Origin of the sequence: Nostocoides veronense, from assembly GCF_039531185.1 — a bacterium.
Lineage (GTDB): Bacteria > Actinomycetota > Actinomycetes > Actinomycetales > Dermatophilaceae > Nostocoides_A > Nostocoides_A veronense.
Genome location: NZ_BAAAPO010000010.1, coordinates 1 through 23056, shown reverse-complemented (window position 1 = coordinate 23056; position 23056 = coordinate 1). Strand labels below are relative to the sequence as shown.

Genomic DNA, 23056 nt, shown 5'->3' with positions numbered 1-23056 from the left:
ACCGCAGGTGAGACCCGCAGGACAAAAGCAGGGTTCAAAGTTTCCGGCACCCCCGGCCTCGCCGCCCGCTCGACCGACCCCGAAACAACGGAGGAACGCCCCAATGACTGAACCCATCTGCACCTGTCCCACAGACGTGGCCGCCCTGCTGCGCGCCCACATCGAGGACGCGCTGACCTGCCCGGCTCACCGGCCCGAGTCCGAGGCCGCCCGAGCAGAACCGCCCGCGCTCAACTCCGACGCGCTGACGCAATCCCTGGCCGCCGCCCTCGGTGGCTCGACAACCCCCACCCTCTGAGAAGGAGCACCCATGTATAACCCGATTCCCCGCAACGTCGCCCGATCCCTGCGTGACGCCGGCCTCACCCTGCCCAAGGAATCCCAGGCCGCCCTCGACGCGCTGACCGCGCTCGCCGCTGCCCGAGACGCTGACCCGGCTGCCGAGGCCGTGGCAGCCGCCGGCAGCATCACTGCCAGGAATGCCGCCGCTCGACTGTCCGAGCTCGCCACCGCCCTCACCGTCAAGGACCACGCTGCCACCGCGTTCACGACGTTGGAGCAGCCGCTGGCGCGCCGATTCTTCGACGGGCTGCGCGACGCGGGCGACGACCTCATCACCGCGATGCGCCCGCGGTTCGACACCGCTGCCGCCGTCGTCCACACGGCCGGGCGCTACTTCCCTCCCGGCGCCAGCAAGTCCGCCGTCCTCGACGCCGGAGACCAGGCCGTCACCGCCTACCGCGACCTCGACGCCGCACTGGACACGCTGGCCCGCATCCGCAACGCACGGGTCATCCTCGGAGACCTGAGCGGACAACCCGAGCAGCACGTCTCATGGTTTATCGCCAAGGCCGCCGACGCCGCCGCCCTCGACAACGCGGCCCGCCTGTTCACCGCGCCTGGCAATGCGTTCCACAACCTGGCCCACGGTGGCTACACCCTGCGCCTGAACACGCGGGCCGAGGCCGCCCAGGTCGCACGCGGCGCCCACGATGCCACCACCGCCCGAGAGGTCGCCGAGGCCGAGGCCCGCGGGAAGGAACTCCGGGAGTCGATGCCCTGGCTCATCGAGAAGGCACCGGCCTAGCCGGACCCCTGGGAGCCGGGGGCCGGGGTTAAACCCCTGCCATTCCGAACCGCAGGTGAGGTGCCTCGCAGTCCGGAGTGGCTAGGAATTGTTGGCAATGGGAGTTCCGGCATGACGCCGGGGAAGGAGCGCCCGCATGGGTGCCGTTGTTGACCCGCCCGCCGGCCTGAGCGCCGGCGGGCGCAGATTGTGGGCGGATATCACCGCCGCGCACGAACTGGACCCGATGCAACTGGTGCAGTTGACGGAGGCGTGCCGGGCGAAGGATCGCCTGGACAAGCTGGACGCCGTGCTGTGCGGGGACGCCGATACGTGGATGCGCCTGTCGCCGGACCCGGCGAGTGACGGTCAGGTCTACGAGATGCGGATCACCAACGCGCTCCAGCGGGCAAACGATACGGCCAACCTGATGAAGCAGTTGCTGGCCGCGCTGCGCCTGCCGGACGGGCAGGGCGTGCGTCCGCAGCGCCGCGGGGGTGGTCGGGGCGTACAACTCCCGAGCGTTCCGGGCGGCAAGGTGAGCAGTCTCGACCGCGCCCGCGCGCGCAGGCCTACGCCCTCCTGACCACAGCGGGCGTGCCATCATCGGCCTGTGGGCGAGACTCCAACGAACTCCCAGGTAAAGAAGGCAGGAAGCACCGTTCGAAGGTTCTTCCGAGGGGCGGACGGCGTGGACCTTGCGGCGTTCAATGAAGCCTTGAGGGTGATCGAGGCGTGGCGGGCCTCCCATGCCGGACCCCTGGTAAGTGCCAACAATGGCCTGCGCAGCATGCTGCGCACGGAGGGGTGCGAAATAAACGTCTCGCAGAGGCTCAAGCGCATGCAGACGATCCTCAACAAACTGACACGCGAGCCCACCCTCTCCCTCCCGACCATGCAGGACATTGGCGGGGTTCGAGCGGTTATTGGAACCATCCCCGAGCTTCGACGGGTCGAGCAGCGCCTGGTGCAGGCTCGGGGCGTCTCCGGTGGGTACAGCGACTACATTTCTGAGCCGAGAGAGTCCGGATACAGGGGTGTTCACGTGGTCGTGACGTACGGCGACCCGCCGCGACACATCGAGGTTCAGCTCAGGACCCCGATGATGCATGAGTGGGCTATCACTGTCGAGAGACTGAGTAACGTGTTCGGCGAGACGTTGAAGGCCGACCGGCTCACTCCAAGCGCCGGGCCGGCCGCGCGGCTAGCGCACCGCTTCATGGCGGAAGTCTCCCGAGCGCAGGCGATTGAAGAGGTGGGCGGCGTCACTCCTGGGCCTCTCCGCGATACCATCGCCCGATTGAGGCTCGATATCGAGGCCTACATAGGACAGGGAAGGTGAGCCAGATGACGAGTGCTATCAAGCATTTCTTGCTGGTGTTCGACCACGAGGCCTCGCGTCTGGTGAGGTTGGATAAGTTCGAAGACGACGTGAACGCGGCCCTTGAGGCGTACTCCGAGTGCGAACACGTCAATCGGGACAACCCTCACATCGACATCGTTCTCGTCGGCTCAGACTCTCTCCAGACCGTCCAGTTGACCCATGCCAATTATTTCGATGGCAGCGTCGCGACAGCCAAGTGGCATACCAGTGAGTACCTACTGGGCATCTAGGAGGCGACCCCCGCACGGCCACCGAGCCTGCGCCTGACCTCGCAAGACAGCAGCGGGAGACGCGACCTAACGGTCACCGTCTCCCGCTGCTGTCTTTGCGCCTGTCAGGCTGGCAGCAGCATCCACCTCACGACGCCACACCGCCCTCGATTCGAGCAGCGAACTCCGCCGCCTCGACCAGGACCGCCGCCAGCTCACGGGCCTGCTCCGGGGTCAGGTCGCCCTCCTCGCCCGTCGTTGCCCGAAAGATCGAGACGACCGGGCGGGCGCTGCTGCACGCGTGCTCTCCGCCGATCACCCACGACCCGTCCGGGCGCCGCTCGTAATCGACCTCGACGGCCACCACGCGGTTGCTGCCGGAGAGCGGGTAGGACTTTTGGGCGACCGCGCCCCACCTGTCCGACAGGGGCGGGCCGTAGGGGTGGACGCTGTCGGCCCACGGCGCGTCCGGCCGCGGCTGCGCGCGTGTCGCGGCTGTCTCCGCGAGCTTGACGAGTGCCGAGGCGGTGGTGCCCAGGACGCGGGCCGCGACCGCCAGGTCATCGACGGGTAGCCGCTCGGGGTCGGACAGGGCGCCCGGCGCGAGGCCGGCCCGCTGCTCGACCTCCCCGAGCGTCATACCCTTCTGGTCTGCCGCGCGCTGGATACCCACTTGGAGTGTGCCGAGCATGTGCTGAACGGCCGTGGTGGTGGTGCTGCTCATCGTGGAGCCTGCCGTCGCCTCGTGCTCGACGTGGTGGTTTGCTGGGGTCATGGTGCCTCGCCTTTCAGTCGGAGATATTGCACGCCACAGCGCTGCCGATCTGCTCGCTTGTAAACGGACCATGCACAACGCACAGGCGTTCCTAGTGCGCGACTATCTCGACTGATCGCACCAGCGCCGCGACGCGCCGGGACGGGCCTTTAGCCCTCCCGGCGCGTTCGCATTTCGGCCACCAGCCGGGCGGGCAACCCCACGACCCGGGAGTATGCGGACCGGGCAGCCCGGCGACCGGCATACGGCACCAGCCGCGCCCGCGCGCGGATCCTCCGCGACCGGCTTGAGTCAATGTGCCCGAAGACCCGCTCGACATCGGCCGCCGGATCGCCCACGGTGCCGCCCGGGGCGGCATATCGAGCGACCTCGACCGCGTCCACGACGCGGCTCAGGGCGGCGGAAGTGTCCCGATCAAGCACCGCGGTGTGCGTCAGATGCGAATGCACCTGGCGCGGGGTGAGCGTTTGCGGCGTCTCGATGCCCAGATCGGCGATGCGGGCAATCAGGTCTTGCCAACGCGCCTCGATCACCTCTGCATCGGAGTCGGCCTCCGCCAGTCGGCGCCGCCGGGCCAGCAGCGAACTGACGGGCAGGACGAGCAGCGCCAGCACCCCGGCCAGCAGGCCGAGGCCGACCCAGACCGTCGTCGGCAGGGCGGCGATCCGCTGCCCGAGGGAGCGGGTGCCCGTGCCGCCGAGGGTGGGGTCGAGCTGGTCCTGCGGGCGGGTCGGGCGAGTCGTCGGGGCCTTCGAGGTGCTGCTGGAGCTGCTTGTCGTGGCGGTCGTGTCCACCGGGACCCGCGCGTAGCCGGGCGCCGTCCCGGAACGCGTCCCGGGCGTGGGATCGAAGCGCACCCACCCGACATTGGCGAAATACAGTTCGGGCCAGGCGTGCGCGTCGCTGCGCTTGACCGTCCATTCGCCGCGCTCCTGACTGCCGGGCAGGAAGCCGATGGCCATCCGCGCCGGAATGCCGTTGTAGCGCGCCATGAGAATCATCGCCGAGGCGAATTGTTGGCAATATCCCTGCTTGGTGGTCAGGAAGTTGGTGATCGGGTCCAGGGGCACGCCTTCCACGCTCTGCACCGGCGCGAGGTCCAGGCTGTAGGTGAACTCATCGGAACGCAACCAATCCTGTATGGCGACAGCCATCTCCAGGTTGTTCCTCGCGTCCGTGCGGAGGCGCTCGCTGATCTCACTGATGATCGGCACCGACAGTGGGTCCACGCTCAGGGTGTCCGCCGTCACGCTGTCGCCGTCCACGCGTCCCGGCGAGTCCACATCGGGTGCCTCGTTGAGGATTTCCGGCGTCGGATTGAGCACAGTCAGGTCAACGGCATATGACGTCGCCCGATCGATGACCTCCACGGAACTATCCGCGAACTCCAGCGCCTCGATGTCATCGTCGATGCTCAGATAGCGCGCGCCATAAGGCATCGCGATCTGCGGGCTCGCCAGATCCGAGTCGTAGGCCTCGAAGGTGCCATCCTTGCGCGCACCGGCAGGAAGTTTCGACATCAGCGGCTGCCACCACGTGAGCGCCTCATTCATGCGCAACGGGATGGTCGGTTTGATCGTCTTGGCGGGATAGAGCGGCCGCGGTGTGAACTGCCCGTTGACATAGTTCGTGAGGATCGCCACCCGCAGCGGTCCCGGACTGGTCACGGAGGTGCGGTACTTCAACGCCGGGCTGGTCGACTGCGACTCCAGATTTGCCCGCAGATCCAGCGTCGTGCTCAGGCTGAAGGTGCCATTGCCCGCACCGGCCGAGCGGCCCAGGCCGTCGGTGAGGTAGCGCGTGTGGAAGTGCGGCACCACGATCGGCAGCACGACGGCCAGCGCGAGCACACCAACGCCCAACCGGCCCGCGCTGCGAGTGAAGGCGGTGCGCGGATCGCGGGGCGCCTCTTGCCCGTCGGGTGTTTTGGGCAGCAGCGTCGCCCAGCGCCGCAAGCCTTGTGTTCCGGTCCGGCCGAGCAGCACCAGCCAGGCGGCGGCCGGCAGCACGAAATAGGCGAAGGGCAGGGCCGAGCCACGGTTCGCCGCGGTGATGAGGAATGCCGTCAGCAGCGCCAGCCCAGCGGCCGCCGGGGCTTTGAGCGTCACCGCGAGCAGGTCGACGATGATCACGATGGCCACCGCGATGAAGGACATCGCGACGATCATCCCGCGATTGGTCGGAGCCGGGGCGGCATACCTCAGCACGGTCTCTCGGGCCTCGATGAGAATGTTGTTGAGGGCGAGCACGGTGTCCCAGGTGGGCATGCCATAGGTCGTGTGCCCTCGTCCATGCCAGAGCGCGATCGCCTCAAGGCCCGCGACGACCTGGGCCAGGGTCACGGCCAACCAATGACGCACCATGGTGCGAACGAAGATCCCGGTCGCGACCACGATCCCGGAGATGACCAGTGCCGGCACCACCCAGGAGGCATCGCTGAGCAGGGTGCGAACGGGCAGCAGCGCCAGCCACGCGGCGACGAAGGCGATCAGCGCTTCGATCGGTCGGCCCTGGCTCTTCATCGGCCCGCCCGCACTGCGCTGGCGCCGACCGAAGACCAGGCCTGTGCGACCGAGATACCCGAGGAGACCGCCACCGCGCTCCAGCCGCGCTCGCGCAGCCGGGCGGCAGTGGCCTCGGCCTCCGGTCCGTGACCGACCGCATCGGAGATCGGGGTGACGATGGCGAGACCGGCCGAACCGGGTGGCCGGACGCGCGCCAAGGCGTCGATCTCGTGGTCGGACATCGCGGAAAGCACCGCGATACACAAAGCGCCGGCGGCCGCGACCTCGCCGGCCTTCTCGATGCTCGTGGTGAACAACGCCGGTTCCTGAAGTTCCGCAACGGCCAATTCCGTCAGGGCCGCCTCTACCCGCAGGTGCTCGCCGCCGTGTCCGGCATACAACTCCCCCCCGGCGACGAGGAAACAGTTGGTGCCTTCCTGGATCACCACGGCGGCAATCGAGGCCATCGCCGTGATGGCCCACTCGAAGGATCCCGACGCGCGCGGGACCGCCCCGGCCGCGGCCCGGTCATCCAGCAGCAGCACGACCCGGCGAGTCGCCGGACGGTCCTCCTGGCGCACCATCAACTCGCCGGTCCGTGCAGTCGCCGGCCAGTGAATGCGCCGCAGGTCGTCGCCCTCGCGGTATTCACGGACCGAGACGTCATCTTCACCATGCAGCGCGATCATGTGGGGGATCGAGCCCTCATTGCCGAGCCCGCCGCTGACCTGCCCGGAGTTCAGATCAACGATCTTGGGCAGCACGATCAACTCTCCGGTGCCGCGCACCACGGCCAAGCGCAAGGTCAACTCGAAGGGATCCTTGATCCGCAGTCCGAGCGGTCCGAGCCGGTGCCGCCCCCGCACCGAGGAACGCACTCGATAGGACACCTCATGGGCCGCCCCGGGCGCCATCTTGGGTATGACGAAGCGCGGCCGGTCGCCTAAGGCATAGTCCAGCTGTTCTTCGGCCATCAGGATCGGCGTCCGCCCTGGGCCGGGATTGCGCACATGCAGGCTGACCGCGCTCCACTGATCCATCGGCACGATCGCCGGCGAGACGGTGCGATCGGTCGCAAAGCTCAACTGCTGGCGCCGGGCGATGAGCAGCACGAAGATCGGCAGCCCGGCCACGAGCACACCGATCCGGGTGATGTCGCGAAAGCCCATAAGGATGCCGCACGCCATCAAAGCCAGCCCGGCCGCGAGGAAGCACCGGCCCCGCACGGTGAGGGCGTCGGTCAGCCCGCGCCTGCGGGTCCGGCGGGCCATCAGAAGCCGGGCGCCGGCACCCGGACGCGGTCGGTGACCGAGCGCAGCACCTCGGCAGGGCCGCGCCGGGAGTGCAGGGCCTCGCCGGTGAGGATCAGGCGGTGGGCCCAGACGGGCACGACGAGGGCCTGGACGTCATCGGGCAGGACGTAATCGCGACCGGATAAGGCTGCCGCCGCTCGGGCCGCCCGCAGCAGGTGCAGGGTGGCTCGCGGCGAGACCCCGAGCCGGATGGCGGAGTTGTCGCGGGTCGCGCTGGCCAGGTCGACGATGTACTGACGGATCGAGTCGGAGGTGTGCACGCTGCGCACGCCAGCGATCAACCGGCTGACGGTCGCGGCATCGGTCACGGGCCGCAATTCGTGCAGCGGGTCGCGCTCGCCGTGGTGGGTGAGCATGTCCATCTCGCTGCGCGCCGAGGGATAGCCCAGTGACAGGCGCGCCATGAATCGGTCGCGTTGCGCCTCGGGCAGGGGATAGGTGCCCTCCATCTCCAGCGGGTTCTGGGTCGCCATGACGATGAAGGGGTGGGGCAGGGTGTAGGTCCGCCCGTCGACGGTGACTTGACCCTCCTCCATACATTCGAGCATCGCCGACTGGGTCTTGGGGGAGGCCCGGTTGATCTCGTCCCCGACGACCACATTGGCGAAGATCGCGCCGGGCCGGAACTCGAACGAGCGCAAGTCCTGGTTGAACATGCTCACGCCCGTGACATCGCTGGGCAGCAGGTCCGGGGTGAACTGAATCCGTCGCACCGAGCAGTCGACCGAGCGCGCGAGGGTCTTGGCGAGCATGGTTTTGCCGACGCCAGGCACATCCTCCAAGAGCAGATGGCCCTCGGCGAGCAAGGCGGTCAGGGCGGTCTGGATGACCTCGGGCTTACCCTCGATCACGGTGCGCATGGCGGCCGCGAGCGAGGTCGTGACCTCCAGGACTTCCTCGAGCGTCCGAGCCCGTTCGCTGCCGGTCAACTGACCCTGCTCGGTCACTGTCGCCATCCTTCCCGACGTGGATCGACCGCGTCGTGTTCTGGGGTCCTGCGAGCTTAGGACGATGCGCTGACAACCCGTCGTTCCCCGCACGGTCCCGGCCATCGTCCCCCACCCGGGCACTAGTTCGGGGCCGGTTCCGCCAACTTTATGGCCTGTTCGAGCAACCTCGGTCCGAACGGCGGCAAATCCGCAGGAATCTCCCCACTTTCCACCACCGCGTCTGACCGGCAAAGATGCTGAGTTCTAGGGGAAAACTGCCCGGAATCGTGCCCAAATCGGTACATAGGTGGGGTAGAGTGGGGGAAATCGGAGTGACCTGGTGAAAAGGGTCCTAGAGGGCAGCGCGGGAGGTGGCCAGTGACCGATGTCGAGTTCATGGGCCAGCACCAGCCGCGGCTGGACGACAAGGGTCGGATCGCCTTGCCAGCGCGCTTTCGCGACGGGCTCGGGGAGCAGGTCGTGGTGACCAAGGGGATGGATCGCTGCCTGACGATCTATCCCCACGAGGTCTTCAAGGAGCGCATCCTCGACCGGCTGAATATGGCCTCGACGGCCTCGCGCAATGTCCGTCAGCTGCGCCGCGCCCTGCTCGGCCATGCCTCCACCGAGACCCCCGACCGCCAGGGCCGCGTGACCATCCCCGCGGTGCTGCGCCAGTACGCCGGGCTCGACAAGGACTGCATCGTCATCGGCCAGGGTCACTACCTCGAGGTGTGGGACGCCGGCTCGTATGACGAGGACGGCTCCGATGCCGTCCTCGGCGATCTCGACGAGGAGGGGGTCGTCCTGCTCTAGCGCGGTGGTTCCTGGCCTCCAGCCGTCCTCCCGGCCCGACTTCCCCCGGATCGGGGCGGCGGATGGGGACCAGGAACCATCGCCCGCACCAGGTGCCCCATCCGCATACCCCAACCCCCGACCAGAACCGATCCGAAGGCACCCGATGAGCACAGGAGCAGTGGCGCCGCACCGTCACGTGCCTGTCCTCCTCGAGCGGATCCTCGACCTGCTCGCCCCGGCCCTGAGCGAGCCCGGAGCCGTGGTCGTCGATGCCACCCTCGGCCTCGGTGGCCACGCGCAGGCGCTGCTCGATCGCTGCCCCGCCGCCCGCCTGGTCGGCATCGATCGCGACGCCGACGCTCGCCGGATCGCGGGGGAGCGGCTCGCGTCATATGGCGATCGGGTCCAGATCGCTGCGGCGGTGTATGACGACCTGCCCGCCGTCCTCGCCGACCTCGGGATCGAGCGGGCCGACGCGATCCTGTTCGACCTCGGTGTCTCCTCGCTGCAACTCGATGCCCAAGAGCGCGGCTTCGCCTACCGCTTCGACGGCCCGCTCGATATGCGGATGGACCAGGGCAGCGGGCAGACGGCGGCCGATGTGCTGCGCGACTATGACGTGCCGGACCTGACCCGGGTGCTGCGGGTCTATGGCGAGGAGCGCTTCGCCCCCAAGATTGCGCGCGCCATCGTCGCCCGCCGCGCGCAGCGCCCGCTGACCACCTCCGCCGAACTCGTCGCCCTGCTCACCGAGGTCATCCCGGCGGCGTCGAAGCGCACCGGTGGCCACCCGGCCAAGCGCACCTTCCAGGCGCTGCGCATCGAGGTCAACGACGAACTTCGAGTGTGGGAGCGTGCCCTCCCCGCCGCGATCGAGGCTCTGGCCGTCGGCGGGCGGATCGCCGTCTTGTCCTATCACTCGCTCGAGGACCGGATCACCAAGAGCGTCCTGGCCGCGGGAGCCCGCAGCAGCGCACCCGTCGGTCTGCCCGTCGAGCTTCCCGAGCACCAGCCCTACCTGCGGCTGCTCACCCGCGGCGCCGAGGAAGCCTCCGCCGCCGAACAGGCCGCCAACTCCCGCTCTGCCTCGGTCCGCTTGCGGGCCGCCGAACGTCTGCGTCCCACCCCCACCCCCTCGAAGGGATCCCGATGAGCTCCCCAGCCGTCAAGCTGTCCGGCCTGCCCACCACCGGCGGCCGCCCGGCGCCGCGCGCGCCGCTGTCGGTCGTGCCCGCGACCGCGGTCGTGCGTCAGGGCTGGTTCATCCTCGCCCTCATCGCGACCATGGTCTTGAGCTTGCTCGCGACCTTGATGATCAACACCGCTCTCGCGCAGGGCAGCTACGAGCGCGGCCGGCTCGTCACGGAATCCACCGTGCTCGCCGACCGGCAGGAGTCGCTGACCACCGAGTTGAGCCAGTTGCGCGCGCCCGCCGCCCTCGCCCAGCGCGCCCTTGCCCTCGGGATGGTTCCGGCCCAGTCGCCGGCCTTCGTCTCGCTGTCCAAGGGGACCGTCCTCGGCGTGGCGGAAGCGGCCACTGGGACGACGCCCTTTACGGTGATTACCGAGCCCACGATGGGATCGACCAAGACCGCCAAGGCCACCAAGACCGCCCCGTCGAAGGCCACGCCCGCCACGTCCAGCACGCCGGCCGACAGCAAGGACTGACCCGCACCGTGACGCCCCGAAGCTCAGCGCCACCTGTCCGGCAGCCGGCCCGGCCCCGGCCCGGTGGGCCCGCGTCGGGCGCGCCCCGGGGCAGCGATCCGCGCCGGGCACATCCGCGAGACGCTGCACCCCGTGGCGCGGCCCCCCGTGGCGGCGGATCACGTCCGCCCCGCACCCCACGCCCGATGGCTCGACCGGGCGGCAATCCCCGGGTCCGCGCCCGGGCCATGTTTGTCGGTCTGCTCGTCGTGCTCAGCCTCTTCGCGACCCAACTCGTGCGCATCCAAGCGCTCGATGAGAACAGCGCCGCCGAACTCGGAATGCAGATGCGGGTGGTCACCGAGACCACGCCCGCCATGCGCGGAACGATCGTCGACGCCACCGGCACGGTCCTCGCGGCGAGCATCGAAAAGCGTGAGGTGAGCGCGGACCCGCAGTCCGTGGCGGCATACAAGAAGAAGATCGACGGCAAGCTCACGACCGTCGGCGCCGCCGGCGCGGCACTCGATCTGGCGCCCTTGCTCGGCCAGACCGTGCCCGATCTGGAGAAGTCGCTCACGACGCCAAAGACCCGCTATGTCCTGCTCGAGCGGGCCATTTCGCCGCTGACGTGGAACACGATCAGCAAGCTCGGCATCCCGGGGATCTACAGCAAGCGGACCTCGGTGCGCAGCTACCCGCAGTCCACGACCTCCGCGAGCCTGGTCGGCTTCGTCAGCGGCGACAACCAGGACGGCGGCGGGGGGATCGAGACCTACCTGAACTCGACGCTCAAGGGTGCCCCGGGCCAGCTCGCGTATGAAGTGGGTCAGGACGGCGTCCGCCTCCCGATGGGCTTTTCCAAGGAGAAGCCTGCGGTCCCCGGGCGCGAGGTCCAGCTGACGATCCGCAATGACCTGCAGTGGTACGCCCAGAACGCTTTGGCGCAGAAGATGCGCGAGGTGCGGGCCGCCTCCGGAACGGTCGTGGTCCAGAGCGTCAAGACCGGTGAACTGCTGGCGATTGCGTCCTATCCGACCTTCGATCCCAACAAGATCACCAGGGATGCCTCGTTCGTCAACACGGCCTTCACGGAGGTTTTTGAGCCCGGCTCGACGGCCAAGGTGATCACGGCGGCGGCCGCCCTGGAGGAGGGCACGGTCAAACCCGACACCGCGATGATCGTGCCCTACTCGGTGCGCCGCGCCGACCGCCAGTTCAGCGACAGCCACACCCACCCCACCGAATACCTCACCTTCGCCGGCGCGTTGGCGCAGTCGAGCAATACCGGTCTGATCATCGCGGGCGAAACCTTGCCGAAGGCGACCATGGAGTCCTACTTCCGCAAGTTTGGCTTCGGCTCCCGCTCGCCCGTGAAGTTCCCCGGCGAAAGCGCCGGGCTGCTCGCCAAGGCCGAGGACTGGAGCGGCTCGCAGCGCTACACCGTGCTTTTCGGCCAGGGTCTGTCGATCACCGCCATCCAGGCGACCGGGGTCTATCAGACGATCGCCAATGGCGGGGTGCACATTGCGCCCAAACTCATCGGCGCGGTCGCCGACAGCCAGGGCGCCTTGCAGAAGACGGCAGAGTCGCAGCGCACTCGCGTGATCTCCTCGAAGGTTGCCGGGCAAGTCAGCGAGATGCTCGAAGGTGTCGTCGGTGCCGAGGGCACCGCGCCTGCCGCCGTCATCGAGGGCTACCGCGTGGCCGGCAAGACCGGCACCGCCGACCGGTATGACGAGAAGGTCCGCGGCTATTCCGGCTACACCGCCAGCTTCATCGGCTATGCCCCCGCATCCGACCCGGAACTGGTCGTCTCGGTCATCATCCAAAAGCCGGTCAACGGCCACTATGGCGGTGTCGTGGCGGCCCCGGTCTTCCACGATGTGATGACCTATGCGCTGCAATCCCTGGACATCCCGCCGACCCCGGGCGACACGGACCCGCCCAAGCTCACGCTGAAGCTCGACAGCCCGCCCAATCCCGACGACCCCGCGGTGCTGCGTGATCGCGGCGCCCGCTAAGGCGCGCGGATGACCGGCTTCCGGCCCGACTCCACCCGTCCCGTCGCCCTGGCTGACCTGGCCACGGCCCTCGGCGCGCCCAATCCGGGCGTCGACGTCCTGATCACCGGAGTCACCCTCGACTCGCGCGCGGTCCAGCCCGGGGATCTGTATGCCGCCCTGCCCGGCGCCAATGTGCACGGCGGGCGCTTCATCGCCGGGGCCGCGGCGGCCGGTGCCGTCGCGGCACTCACAGATGCGGCGGGCGCCGACCTCGCCCACGCCGCAGACGTGCAACTGCCGCTTCTGATCGTCGAGGACCCACGCTCTCGACTGGGGGAGGCGGCCAGCCTGATCTACGCCAATCGCGATCCCGGCCTGAGCTTGATCGGGATCACCGGCACCAATGGCAAGACCACCACGGCATACCTCCTGGACTCCGCGCTGCGAGCGCTGGGCCAACGGACCGGCCTGGTCGGGACGGTCGAGACGCGGATCGGGGAGCGACGGATCAAGAGCGTCCGCACGACCCCGGAGGCCAGCGAGGTGCACGGCCTGATCGCGGCGATGCGCGAGGGCGGCGTCGACACCTGCGTCATGGAGGTTTCCAGCCATGCCCTGTCGCTGCACCGCGTCGACGGGCTGGTCTATGACGTCGCGGTCTTCACCAATCTCTCGCAAGACCATCTCGATCACCACCGCACGATGGACAACTACTTCCTCGCCAAGGCGGCCCTGTTCACGCCGCAGCGAGCCCGCCAGGGAGTGATCTGCGTCGATGATGCCTGGGGCCAACGGCTGGCCGCGGACGCCCCGATTCCGGTCACGACGCTGAGCAGCACTGGTCAGCCCGCCGATTGGCGTCTCGACGCGGGGGAGGGGAGCGAGTTCACGCTGACCGGTCCCGCGGGGCGGCTCGACCTGCGCTCGGCGCTGCCCGGCGACTTCAATCGGGTCAACACGGCGCTCGCGGCGCTCACCTTGCTGGCTGCGGGGCACGGCATCGACGCGGTCCGCGAGGCGGTTCTCGCGGACCCGCACGTGCCCGGCCGGATGGAAAAGGTCACGGCGAACACACCGCGCGAGCCCGCACCCCTCGCCGTCGTCGACTATGCGCATACCCCCGATGCGGTCGCTGCCGCGCTCGCCGCGCTGCGGCCTGAGGCCGCACCGGGTGGACTGATCGTCGTGCTCGGCGCCGGGGGCGATCGAGACCGCAGCAAGCGCGAGGCGATGGGGGCGGCCGCCGCACTCGGCGCCGATCAGGTCTTCGTCACCGACGACAATCCCCGCTCCGAAGATCCGGCGACGATCCGCGCTGCCGTGCTGTCCGGCGCCCGTGCCGCGGGTGCCGAGAGTCGCATCGAGGAAGTCCCCGACCGGGCTGAGGCAATCGCCGCAGCCGTCGAGGCGGCCTATGCCGCGGGCCCAGGATCGGTGATCGCCGTCGTCGGCAAGGGCCACGAGAGCGGCCAGGACATCGCCGGCGTCATCCATCCTTTCGACGACCGCACTGAACTGGCCGCCGCCCTCGACGCAGCGGGTGGGTCCGCATGATCGCCCGCAGCCTGGCGCGCCTCGCCGAGATCACCGGCGGCCACCTCGCCGGGATCGACGTCGCGGCCGCCGAGCACCTGCTCATCGACGGCCCGGTCGTCACCGATTCGCGGGAGGCCGGACCCGGCAGCCTGTATGTCGCCCGCATCGGCGCCGCGGCCGACGGCCACGACTTCATCGCTGGGGCGGCGCAGCGCGGCGCGGTCGCCGCCCTGGTCACCGCCGATACCGGTGATCTCCCGCGCATCGTCGTCGCGGACGAGCAGGCCGCCTTCGTCGCGATCGCCCGGGAGCTGATCGACTCCCGTCCGGATCTGGAGGTGGTCGGCATCACCGGCTCCTCCGGCAAGACCTCGACCAAGGATCTGCTCGGCCAGGTCCTCGCCGCCGACGCCGAGACGATTGCCCCGGTGGGCTCCTTCAACTCCGAGGTCGGTGTGCCACTGACCGTATGCCGGATCACCGACGCCACCCGCTATCTCGTGATCGAGATGGGTGCCCGGGGCATCGGGCATGTCGCCTACCTCACCAAGATCGCCCCGCCACGCATCGGGATCGTGCTCAATATCGGCTCGGCCCATGTCGGCGAGTTCGGCTCGCGGGCGGCGATCGCCACCGCCAAAGCCGAACTGGTGCAGGCCCTGCCGGCCGATGGGGTGGCCGTGCTCAATGCCGACGACCCGCTAGTGCGCGCGATGGCCGAGCAGACCACGGCGCGCGTCGTGCTCGTCGGAGAGGCCGCCGATGCCGACTATCGCGCCGAGGCCATCACGCTCGGATCGGACGGCTGCGCGGCCTTCGACCTGATCAGCCCCGCCGGGGCCGCGCATGTGCAGTTGGCTGTTGCCGGTCGTCACCAGGTCGGCAACGCCCTCGCAGTGATCGCGGCCGCCCACGAGTGCGGACTGGCGCTCTCGGACATCGTTGACAGCCTCGCCCACGCCGGGCCCGTCAGTCGCTATCGCATGGAAGTCAGCGAACGCGCCGATGGCGTCACGATCGTCAACGACGCCTATAACGCCAATCCCGAATCGATGGCCGCGGCCCTCGACGCGCTGGCGACGATGGGCGCCGGCCGGCGCACCATCGCCATCCTCGGCGCCATGCTCGAACTCGGCGACGAGAGCCAGGCCGCCCACGAGGCGGTGGGCGAACTCGCCGCGGCGCGGGGCGTGCATATCCTGCTCTGCGTTGGGGAGGCGGCTCGCGGGATCGGCGACGGGGCAGCGCGCGGGGGCGCGCCGATGACCATCCGATATGCGCCCGATGTGGACACCGCCTACGCTGAAGCTGTCGACATCCTCGCCCGTGGGGATGTCGTCTTGCTGAAATCCAGCAATGGCGCGGGTCTGCGTTTCCTGGGGGACCGGCTTCGGGATGCACCCGTGTCCCGTGAGGAGGCATAACTCGTGCTGGCCGTGCTCTTGGCAGCCGTCGTCGCGCTGGTGATCGGACTTCTCGGCACCCCCGCATACATCAAATTCCTGGTCCGGCGAGGCTACGGACAGTTCATTCGGGACGACGGTCCCACCTCGCACCACACCAAGCGCGGCACCCCGACCATGGGCGGCACCGTCATCATCGCGGCGACGGTCATCGGCTATCTCGCCGCCCACGCCGCGACCGGATCCAGCCCCACCGTCTCCGGACTCCTGGTGCTCTTCCTGATGGCCGGGCTCGGGCTGGTCGGCTTCCTCGACGACTTCATCAAGATCAGCCGGCAGCGCTCACTCGGGCTGCGCAGCAAGCAAAAGTTGGCGGGTCAAGCGCTTGTCGCCATCATTTTCGCGGTCCTCGCCCTGCGTTTCCCCGACGACTTCGGCAACACCCCGGCCTCGACGGCCGTCTCGTTCGTGCGGGACACGCCGCTCGACCTCTCGTTCGGGGTCCCAGCCGTGGGCGTGGCGCTCTTCGTCATCTGGGCCAACATCATGATCTCCGGCACCTCCAATGGCGTGAACCTCACCGACGGTCTCGACGGCCTCGCGACCGGCGCCTCCACGATGGTCTTCGCGGCCTACGTCCTGATCGGCATCTGGGAGTCGAACCAGAACTGCACCAACGCCTTGAACCTGAAGTGCTATGACGTGCGCGATCCCCTCGATCTGGCCGTCGTGGCGGCTGGCGGGATGGGCGCCTGCTTCGGCTTCCTGTGGTGGAATGCCGCCCCGGCCAAGATCTTCATGGGCGACACCGGCTCCCTGGCCCTCGGCGGAGCGCTGGCTGGCCTGGCGATCGTCTCGCGCACCGAACTGCTCATCGTCATCCTCGGTGGCCTCTTCGTCACCATCACCCTCTCGGTGATCATCCAGGTCGCGTCCTTCAAATCGACCGGCAAACGCGTCTTCCGGATGGCCCCGCTGCAACATCACTTCGAGCTCAAGGGCTGGCAAGAGGTCACGATCGTCATCCGCTTCTGGATCATCGCTGGCCTGTTCGTCGCCCTCGGACTCGGCATCTTCTATGCCGAATGGGTCGTGGGGACGCTGTGAGTCGGCGCACCGATCTCGGCGCGCTCACGCACGGCGGCGCCGACTGGGCCGGCCTGCGCGTGCTGGTCACCGGACTCGGGATCAGTGGCTTCGCCGCGGCCGACGCCCTGGCCGAGCGCGGCGCGCAGGTCGTGCTGGTGGATGCCGCCGAGCCGGCCGAGGGCAGCGAGCTAGCGCAACGGGCGACCATTTTGCGCGTCCTGGATGTCGACGTCCGACTCGGCCCGGAGGCGAGCACCGCCCTGCCCCCCGACCAGATCGACCTCGTGGTCACCTCGCCGGGCTGGCGCCCCGACCAGCCGCTGCTCGCGGCGGCGGCCTCGGCCGGCATACCCATCTGGGGCGAGGTCGAACTGGCCTGGCGGATGCGGCCCGCCGAAGGCGCGGCCCCGTGGCTGACACTGACCGGCACCAATGGCAAGACGACGACCGTCCAAATGCTCACAAGCATCTTGCGGGCGGCGGGGCTGCGCGCGACCAGCGCCGGCAATGTGGGCACGCCCATCCTCGAGGCGGTGCTGCACCCGCAGCCCTATGACGTCATCGCCGTCGAACTCTCCAGCTTCCAGTTGCACTGGTCGGATTCGATCTCCCCGCTCGCCTCCGCCTGCCTGAATATCGCGCCGGACCACCTCGACTGGCACGGCACCTTCGAGGACTACTGGCAGGCCAAGGCCAAGGTGTATTCCCGCACCCAGGTCGCGTGCATCTACAACGTCGCCGATGAGCAGACGCGCCGAATGGTCGAAGAGGCCGAGGTGGTCGAGGGAGCCCGAGCGGTCGGCTTCACGCTCGACACCCCCGCCGTCTCGATGGTCGGGCTGGTCGAGGACATCCTCGCGGACCGGGCCTTCGTCGCCGAGCGCGCGACGAGCGCCGCCGAAATGGGCACCCTCGCCGATCTGAGCCGCACCGATGCGCCCCCGCCGCCGCATGTCGTCGCCAATGCGCTCGCCGCCGCGGCGCTGGCCCGCGCGTATGGCGTCCCAACCGGCGCGGTCCGCGACGGCCTACGCGCCTTCGTCCCCGAACCGCACCGGGTCGCCGAGGTCGGCACGGTCGCCGGGGTGCGCTTTGTCGATGACTCCAAGGCCACCAACCCGCACGCGGCGGCGGCCTCCCTCTCGGCATACGACGGGATCGTCTGGCTCGCCGGCGGACTGCTCAAGGGCGCTGACATCGATCCCCTGGTTGAGCGCTTCGGGCCCGGCCTGCGGGGTGTGGTGCTGATCGGGGCCGATCGCGCCCAGATCGCCGAATCCCTCGCCCGACACGCGCCGAAGGTCCCGGTCGTCGACCTGCCGGACACGGACACTGGAGCGATGGATCGCGCCGTGGCGGCTGCCGCCGCCCTTGCCCAGCCGGGTGATGTCGTGCTGCTCGCCCCCGCGGCTGCGTCCATGGACATGTTCGCCAACTATGGCGCTCGCGGCGATGCCTTTGCGGCCGCGGTCGAGCGTCTGCAGGTCGACGGGGAGTAGATCCGTGAGCAGCACCACCGCGTCATCGCTCGCCGGTGGCGAGGGGGCCCGTGGGCGCCTCGCGCGCCTGCGCACCCTCCTCGACAGCCCCGTCGCGACCTACTACCTCTTGCTGTCGGTCACCGTGCTGCTCACGCTCATCGGCCTGGTCATGGTGCTTTCGGCGTCGATGATCGTCTCGATCAAGAATGATGGTTCGCCCTATGGCGAGTTCACCGGCCAGGCCATCTTCGCCGCCATCGGGTTTGCAGCCATGCTCGTCGCGATGCGGATGCCCCTGGGCTTTTGGAAGCGCATCGGTGGGGTGGCCCTGGTCGCGGCGGTCGCGCTGCAGATGCTCGTCTTTTCCCCGCTGGGGGTGGCCGTCCAGGGCAACCGGAACCAGATCCGCCTACCGGGCTTCGCCGTCCAGCCGAGCGAGATCGCCAAGATCGCCCTGATCCTGTTCGGGGCGCGGGTCCTGACGCAGAAACGGCGCTTCCTCGGCTCGATCACGGAAGCGATCGTGCCGTTCGTCGCCCCTGCGGCCATCGTCGTGCTCCTGCTCGTCATGCTCGGTCATGACCTCGGAACCGCCATCGTGATCTCCGCCATCGTCGCGGGCATGCTTTTCGCGGGCGGGGTGCGGATGAAGTGGTTCGGCATCGGCGGCGTCCTCGGCATGATCGCCCTCGCCGGCGCGACGATGACCAGCGACAACCGGATGCAGCGGATCAGCATCTGGCTGGATCCGAGCAAGTGCAAGATCACCGACGAGACCCTCTACTTCGGCATCTGCCGCCAACCCATGCACGCCCGCTTCGCGCTCGCCGAGGGCGGCCTGACCGGCATCGGCCTCGGCGCGTCCAAGGAAAAGTGGCAGTGGCTGCCCGAGCCGCACAATGACTTCATCTTCGCCATCATCGGCGAGGAACTCGGCCTGGTCGGGGCGCTCATCGTGCTCGGACTTTTCGCCGTCTTTGGGTATGCCGCCTACCGCCTCGTGGTGCGCACCGACGACTTCTTCGTTCGAATCGCCGCCTCGGGTGTGATGGTGTGGATCCTCGTGCAGGCCATCGTCAATATCGGTGCCGTCATCGGCGCCCTGCCGATCATCGGCGTCCCGCTCCCATTCGTCTCCTCCGGCGGCTCCTCGCTGATCACCACCATGCTCGGAGCCGGAGTGCTGCTGGCCTTCGCGCGCGCCGAACCGGGCTGCGCCGAGGCCCTGTCGCTGCGGCCGAAGTCCGTGCGCGGCGGAGCGGCCGTGCTGAGCCGCTCGCGGGGGAAGCGGTCATGACCGAGTTGTCGTTGCCGTCTTCGGTCCTGCTGGCCGGCGGCGGCTCGGCGGGGCACGTCTCGCCGCTGCTCGCCCTGGCCGACCGGCTGCGCGCCCTGCGTCCGGAGATGTCGATCACTGCCCTCGGCACTGAAACCGGGCTCGAAGCGCGCCTGGTGCCCGCGCGCGGCTACCCCCTCGTGACCATCCCCAAGGTTCCGCTGCCCCGCAAGCCCGGTCCCGACCTGCTGCGCGTGCCCGGCCGGTTGCGCTCGGCGGTCGCGGCGGTTGAGTCGGCCATTGACCAGACGAGCGCTGAGGTGGTCGTCGGCTTCGGCGGCTATGTCTCCACCCCGGCATACCTCGCCGCCCGCCGCCGCGGGGTGCCGATCGTCATCCACGAGCAGAACGCCCGCCCCGGCCTCGCCAACCGGCTCGGCGCGCGGCTGACCCCCTTCGTCGGGACGACTTTTGCCAGCACCAAGCTGCCGCATGCGCGGCGGGTGGGTATGCCGCTGCGTCCCGAAATCTCCACCTTGGACCGCGCCGCCCGCCGGGCCGAGGCGCTGGAGCATTTCGGGCTGGCTGATGCGCGCCCGACCGTGCTCGTCACCGGGGGTTCGCTCGGCGCCAAGCGCCTCAACGACGCCTTCAGCGCCCGTGTTTTGGAGTTGTCGGAGGCCGGCATCCAGGTGCTGCACGCGACCGGGGCCGGCAAACTCTTCGCGGCACCCGACACCGGGGCTGGCGCCCGCTATGTCGTGACCGAGTATGTCGACGCCATGGAGCTCGCGTATGCCGCCGCCGACCTCGTCGTCGCGCGCTCCGGCGCCAATACGGTCTGCGAGCTGACCGCGGTGGGGCTACCGGCGGTCTATGTCCCGCTGCCGATCGGCAATGGGGAGCAGGAACTCAACGCCGCCGACACCGTCGCGGCGGGCGGAGGGTTGTTGGTCAAGGACGCGGACCTGACCCCGACCTGGGTCACGCAGCAGTTGATCCCGCTGGCCCGCGACGAGCAGCGGGTCGCTGCGATGGCGGCGGCAGCCGCCCGTGTGGGGGAGCGTGGCGGCGATCAGTTGCTCGCCGATCTGGTGGGGGCGGCATACGCCTCGCGCACCACGAGGCGCTGATATGGCCTTCGGGGTCAACGAACGCTTCGACTTCTCGGCGCCCATCCCGGCGCCGCACGCACTCGGCGCCGTGCACTTCATCGCCATCGGCGGCAGCGGTATGTCGGGCATCGCCTCCTTCCTGCACGATCTCGGAGTTCCTGTCAGCGGCTGCGATGGCGCCGACTCGGCGAGCGTTGAGCGGCTGCGCGCGGAGGGCATCGCGGTCTCGATCGGGCATAGCCCCGAGCACCTGACGGGCATCGACACCGTCGTCGTCTCCTCAGCCATCCCGGAGTCGAATCCCGAACTGCAGCAAGCGCGTTCGCGCGGGCTGCGGATCCTGCACCGGGCTCAGGCGCTGGCTTCGGCGATGGGGGAGGACACGCGGATCGCGGTGGCTGGCGCGAATGGCAAGACGACGACCTCGGCCATGCTCGCCTCGGCCCTGCGATCCGCCGGCCTCGATCCTTCCTTCGCCATCGGCTCCGAGCTGGTCGGGATCGAGCGCAATGCGCTGCGCGGCGACGGGCCGGTCTTCGTCGCGGAGGCCGACGAGTCGGATGGCTCGTTCGCGAGCTATCACCCCCACATCGCCATTGTGACCAATGTCCAGCCGGACCACCTCGACTTCTATGGCGACTTCGCCCACGTGCAGGCCGCGTATGCCGCCTTCGCCGCCTCGATCCCCCAGGGTGGCTTGCTCGTCGCCTGCGCGGACGATCCCGGCGCCGCGCACTTGGCGGCGGCGCACCGGGCGGCCGGTGGGCACGTGGTGACCTATGGCGAGTCGCCGGCGGCTGAAGTCCGGCTCACCGAGGTCAAGATGGCCGGGCTGCGCGGTCATGGCATCGTCGAAAGCGCCGGGCGACAGGTGCGCCTGGAGGTGGCGGCTCCTGGCCGGCACAACCTGCTCAATGCGACGGCGGCCCTGGCGGCCGGCTGGCTCGGTCTCGATGCCGACCCTGAGGCGCTCGTCGACGGCTTGGTCGCCTTCCCCGGCACCCGGCGGCGCTTTGAGTTCAAGGGTGATGAGCGCGGCGTCACGGTCGTTGACGACTATGCCCACAATGCGCCGAAGGTGGCGGCGCTCGTCGGCGCGGCACGCGCCGTTTTGCCGGCGGGGGCGGCGCTGCGCGTCGTTTTTCAGCCGCACCTGTATAGCCGCACGCGTGACTTCGCGGAGGGCTTCGCGGCTGGTCTCGCGCCCGCCGACCAGATCGTGTTACTGCCCGTGTATGGCGCCCGCGAGCAGCCGATGGACGGCATCGACAGCCATCTGATCACCGAGCACTTGAGCGCTCTGGGGCGGGAGAGCTATCTCGCCGCCTCGCCGGAGGCGGCGATCGACGAACTCGTGTCGTCAGCGCAGCCCGGTGATCTGATCGTCACCGTCGGCGCCGGCGATATCACGCGACTTGGCCCGCGCATCCTCGCGGCGCTGCGGGAGGACTGAGAGGGACCATGGCGACCCCACGACGACCGGCCGGGGCCGGTCGCGGCCCCGGACGTCCCGCCGCGCGGACGACGGGCGCGGCACGGCCCGCTGCTTCCTCCGCGGGCGGCCGGTTGTCAGCGCGAGCGGCCGAGATCGCCCGGGCCGCTGACCCTGCCAAGCGGTCACCGCAGAGCGCCGCGAAGCCGAGCCAAAAGACCCCGGCGGGTTCGCGGGCCGCCGATGACAGCTTCTTCGACGAGCCCGGCACCGCCGGCGCGAAGACACCTGGGAGGGGTCGGGCGGGCCGCGGTGTCCTGTCGTTCGCCGATGGATGGGCCCGCCGTGCGGGGGCCGCGCAGCGCCGCCGGTCGATTCAGGTGTGGTGGGTTGTCGGCGGCCTCGGTGCGCTGCTGGCTCTGGCATGGGTCCTGTTGTGGTCACCGCTGCTCGCCGTTTCCACGATCGAGGTGAGTGGCGGGTCGGCGGCCGTCCGGACCGTTGCCGAGCGGGTCGGAGCCGAGCAAAAGGGCCGCTCGATGGTCCTGCTCGACACCTCCGCCGTCGAGGCGCAGATCGAGGCCGATTCACGGGTCGCGGATGCCACTGTGCGCCGGGGTATGCCGCGCTCCCTCGTCATCGAGGTCATCGCGCGGGTGCCCGTTCTCGGCCTCGAGAAGTCTCAAGGTCAAGTAGACCTTCTGGATATTGAGGGCGTTCGCACCCAGACAGTAAAGGCTGCGCCGAGCGGGGTTCCGGTCGTCAAGGGCGGCTCGGGAGTCGGCGATGAGGAGAGCGTGCGCGCCGCTCTTGCCGTCATGGCGGCGCTGCCGGAGGCGACGCGCGCGAAGGTCACCAATCTGCAGTTTGATGCGGCGGATTCGGTCTCCTTCCGCCTGGGGTCGACGGCTGTCGTCTGGGGGTCCTCCGAGCGCTCCGAGCTGAAGGCTCAACTCGTGGGGATCTTGTTGTCACAGAAGCCCAAGACCATCGATGTGAGCGCTCCGGACAATCCCGTCACCCGCTAAGGAACCGCTGATCAACGGGCGATTCGTGGTCGGGCGGGCGAGGGATGTCGTGGGGGCGTCGGAAT

At 69.3% G+C, this 23056-nt stretch carries 21 protein-coding genes; 17 read left to right on the top strand and 4 right to left on the bottom strand.

Going from position 1 to position 23056, the window contains the following annotated elements; translation table 11 throughout:
- Positions 1 to 103: 103 nt before the first annotated feature.
- The 5 genes from ABD225_RS03125 (at position 104) to ABD225_RS03105 (ending at position 2680) form a co-directional block, all read left to right on the top strand.
- On the top strand, positions 104 to 298 hold the full coding sequence (locus tag ABD225_RS03125; RefSeq protein WP_344081135.1) for a hypothetical protein: 195 nt from the start codon (positions 104 to 106) through the stop codon (positions 296 to 298).
- Between the two features lie 12 nt (positions 299 to 310).
- The gene (locus ABD225_RS03120; protein WP_344081132.1) at positions 311 to 1087 is read left to right on the top strand and encodes a hypothetical protein; all 777 of its coding nucleotides are present in this window, start codon (positions 311 to 313) and stop codon (positions 1085 to 1087) included.
- Between the two features lie 136 nt (positions 1088 to 1223).
- A complete protein-coding gene (locus tag ABD225_RS03115; RefSeq protein ID WP_344081129.1) occupies positions 1224 to 1652 on the top strand; it encodes a hypothetical protein in 429 nt (142 codons plus the stop codon).
- 27 nt (positions 1653 to 1679) lie between these two features.
- Positions 1680 to 2408 (top strand): RelA/SpoT domain-containing protein, encoded by a 729-nt coding sequence (locus ABD225_RS03110; protein WP_344081126.1) that lies wholly within the window; start codon positions 1680 to 1682, stop codon positions 2406 to 2408.
- Positions 2405 to 2680 (top strand): hypothetical protein, encoded by a 276-nt coding sequence (locus ABD225_RS03105; protein WP_425564323.1) that lies wholly within the window; start codon positions 2405 to 2407, stop codon positions 2678 to 2680. The genes ABD225_RS03110 and ABD225_RS03105 overlap by 4 nt, the downstream gene beginning before the upstream one ends.
- Positions 2681 to 2807: 127 nt before the next feature.
- Here the strand turns inward: ABD225_RS03105 and ABD225_RS03100 are convergent, their stop codons facing one another.
- The 4 genes from ABD225_RS03100 to ABD225_RS03085 all read right to left on the bottom strand — a co-directional run bounded on the left by ABD225_RS03100 (position 2808) and on the right by ABD225_RS03085 (position 8207).
- A complete protein-coding gene (locus ABD225_RS03100; protein ID WP_344081123.1) occupies positions 2808 to 3434 on the bottom strand; it encodes a helix-turn-helix transcriptional regulator in 627 nt (208 codons plus the stop codon).
- Between the two features lie 149 nt (positions 3435 to 3583).
- Positions 3584 to 5956, bottom strand: coding sequence for a transglutaminase TgpA family protein (locus tag ABD225_RS03095; protein ID WP_344081120.1), 2373 nt, complete (start codon positions 5954 to 5956; stop codon positions 3584 to 3586).
- Positions 5953 to 7209 (bottom strand): DUF58 domain-containing protein, encoded by a 1257-nt coding sequence (locus ABD225_RS03090; protein WP_344081117.1) that lies wholly within the window; start codon positions 7207 to 7209, stop codon positions 5953 to 5955. Before ABD225_RS03090 ends, ABD225_RS03095 begins: the two co-directional genes overlap by 4 nt.
- A complete protein-coding gene (locus ABD225_RS03085) occupies positions 7209 to 8207 on the bottom strand; it encodes an AAA family ATPase (protein ID WP_425564322.1) in 999 nt (332 codons plus the stop codon). Before ABD225_RS03085 ends, ABD225_RS03090 begins: the two co-directional genes overlap by 1 nt.
- A 351-nt stretch (positions 8208 to 8558) precedes the next feature.
- On the opposite strand from ABD225_RS03085, the gene mraZ reads away from it, so the two are divergent.
- From mraZ to ABD225_RS03025, 12 genes are all read left to right on the top strand, one after another.
- Positions 8559 to 8996, top strand: a complete 438-nt coding sequence (gene mraZ, locus ABD225_RS03080) for a division/cell wall cluster transcriptional repressor MraZ (RefSeq protein WP_344081114.1) — start codon at positions 8559 to 8561, stop codon at positions 8994 to 8996.
- 145 nt (positions 8997 to 9141) lie between these two features.
- Complete coding sequence (gene rsmH / locus ABD225_RS03075; RefSeq protein ID WP_344081111.1) at positions 9142 to 10131, top strand: 16S rRNA (cytosine(1402)-N(4))-methyltransferase RsmH; 990 nt, start codon at positions 9142 to 9144, stop codon at positions 10129 to 10131.
- A complete protein-coding gene (ftsL, locus tag ABD225_RS03070) occupies positions 10128 to 10646 on the top strand; it encodes a cell division protein FtsL (protein WP_344081108.1) in 519 nt (172 codons plus the stop codon). Before rsmH ends, ftsL begins: the two co-directional genes overlap by 4 nt.
- A 185-nt stretch (positions 10647 to 10831) precedes the next feature.
- Complete coding sequence (locus tag ABD225_RS03065) at positions 10832 to 12649, top strand: peptidoglycan D,D-transpeptidase FtsI family protein (RefSeq protein ID WP_344081105.1); 1818 nt, start codon at positions 10832 to 10834, stop codon at positions 12647 to 12649.
- A 9-nt stretch (positions 12650 to 12658) separates the two neighbouring features.
- The gene (locus tag ABD225_RS03060; protein WP_344081102.1) at positions 12659 to 14185 is read left to right on the top strand and encodes a UDP-N-acetylmuramoyl-L-alanyl-D-glutamate--2,6-diaminopimelate ligase; all 1527 of its coding nucleotides are present in this window, start codon (positions 12659 to 12661) and stop codon (positions 14183 to 14185) included.
- Complete coding sequence (locus ABD225_RS03055) at positions 14182 to 15591, top strand: UDP-N-acetylmuramoyl-tripeptide--D-alanyl-D-alanine ligase (protein ID WP_344081099.1); 1410 nt, start codon at positions 14182 to 14184, stop codon at positions 15589 to 15591. The genes ABD225_RS03060 and ABD225_RS03055 overlap by 4 nt, the downstream gene beginning before the upstream one ends.
- A gap of 3 nt (positions 15592 to 15594) precedes the next feature.
- A complete protein-coding gene (gene mraY / locus ABD225_RS03050) occupies positions 15595 to 16677 on the top strand; it encodes a phospho-N-acetylmuramoyl-pentapeptide-transferase (RefSeq protein WP_344081096.1) in 1083 nt (360 codons plus the stop codon).
- Positions 16656 to 18158 carry a UDP-N-acetylmuramoyl-L-alanine--D-glutamate ligase gene (gene murD, locus ABD225_RS03045; protein ID WP_344081093.1) on the top strand — a complete coding sequence of 501 codons (1503 nt, stop codon included), beginning with the start codon at positions 16656 to 16658 and terminating at the stop codon, positions 18156 to 18158. The genes mraY and murD overlap by 22 nt, the downstream gene beginning before the upstream one ends.
- Before the next feature lie 4 nt (positions 18159 to 18162).
- Positions 18163 to 19437: a putative lipid II flippase FtsW gene (ftsW, locus tag ABD225_RS03040; RefSeq protein ID WP_344081090.1), complete on the top strand. Its 1275-nt coding sequence runs from the start codon at positions 18163 to 18165 to the stop codon at positions 19435 to 19437.
- Positions 19434 to 20549, top strand: coding sequence for an undecaprenyldiphospho-muramoylpentapeptide beta-N-acetylglucosaminyltransferase (murG, locus tag ABD225_RS03035; RefSeq protein ID WP_344081087.1), 1116 nt, complete (start codon positions 19434 to 19436; stop codon positions 20547 to 20549). Before ftsW ends, murG begins: the two co-directional genes overlap by 4 nt.
- Before the next feature lies 1 nt (position 20550).
- Complete coding sequence (gene murC / locus ABD225_RS03030) at positions 20551 to 21984, top strand: UDP-N-acetylmuramate--L-alanine ligase (RefSeq protein ID WP_344081084.1); 1434 nt, start codon at positions 20551 to 20553, stop codon at positions 21982 to 21984.
- Between the two features lie 113 nt (positions 21985 to 22097).
- Entirely contained in the window at positions 22098 to 22991 is an 894-nt protein-coding gene (locus ABD225_RS03025) for a cell division protein FtsQ/DivIB (RefSeq protein ID WP_344081081.1), read from the top strand.
- Positions 22992 to 23056 lie beyond the last annotated feature (65 nt).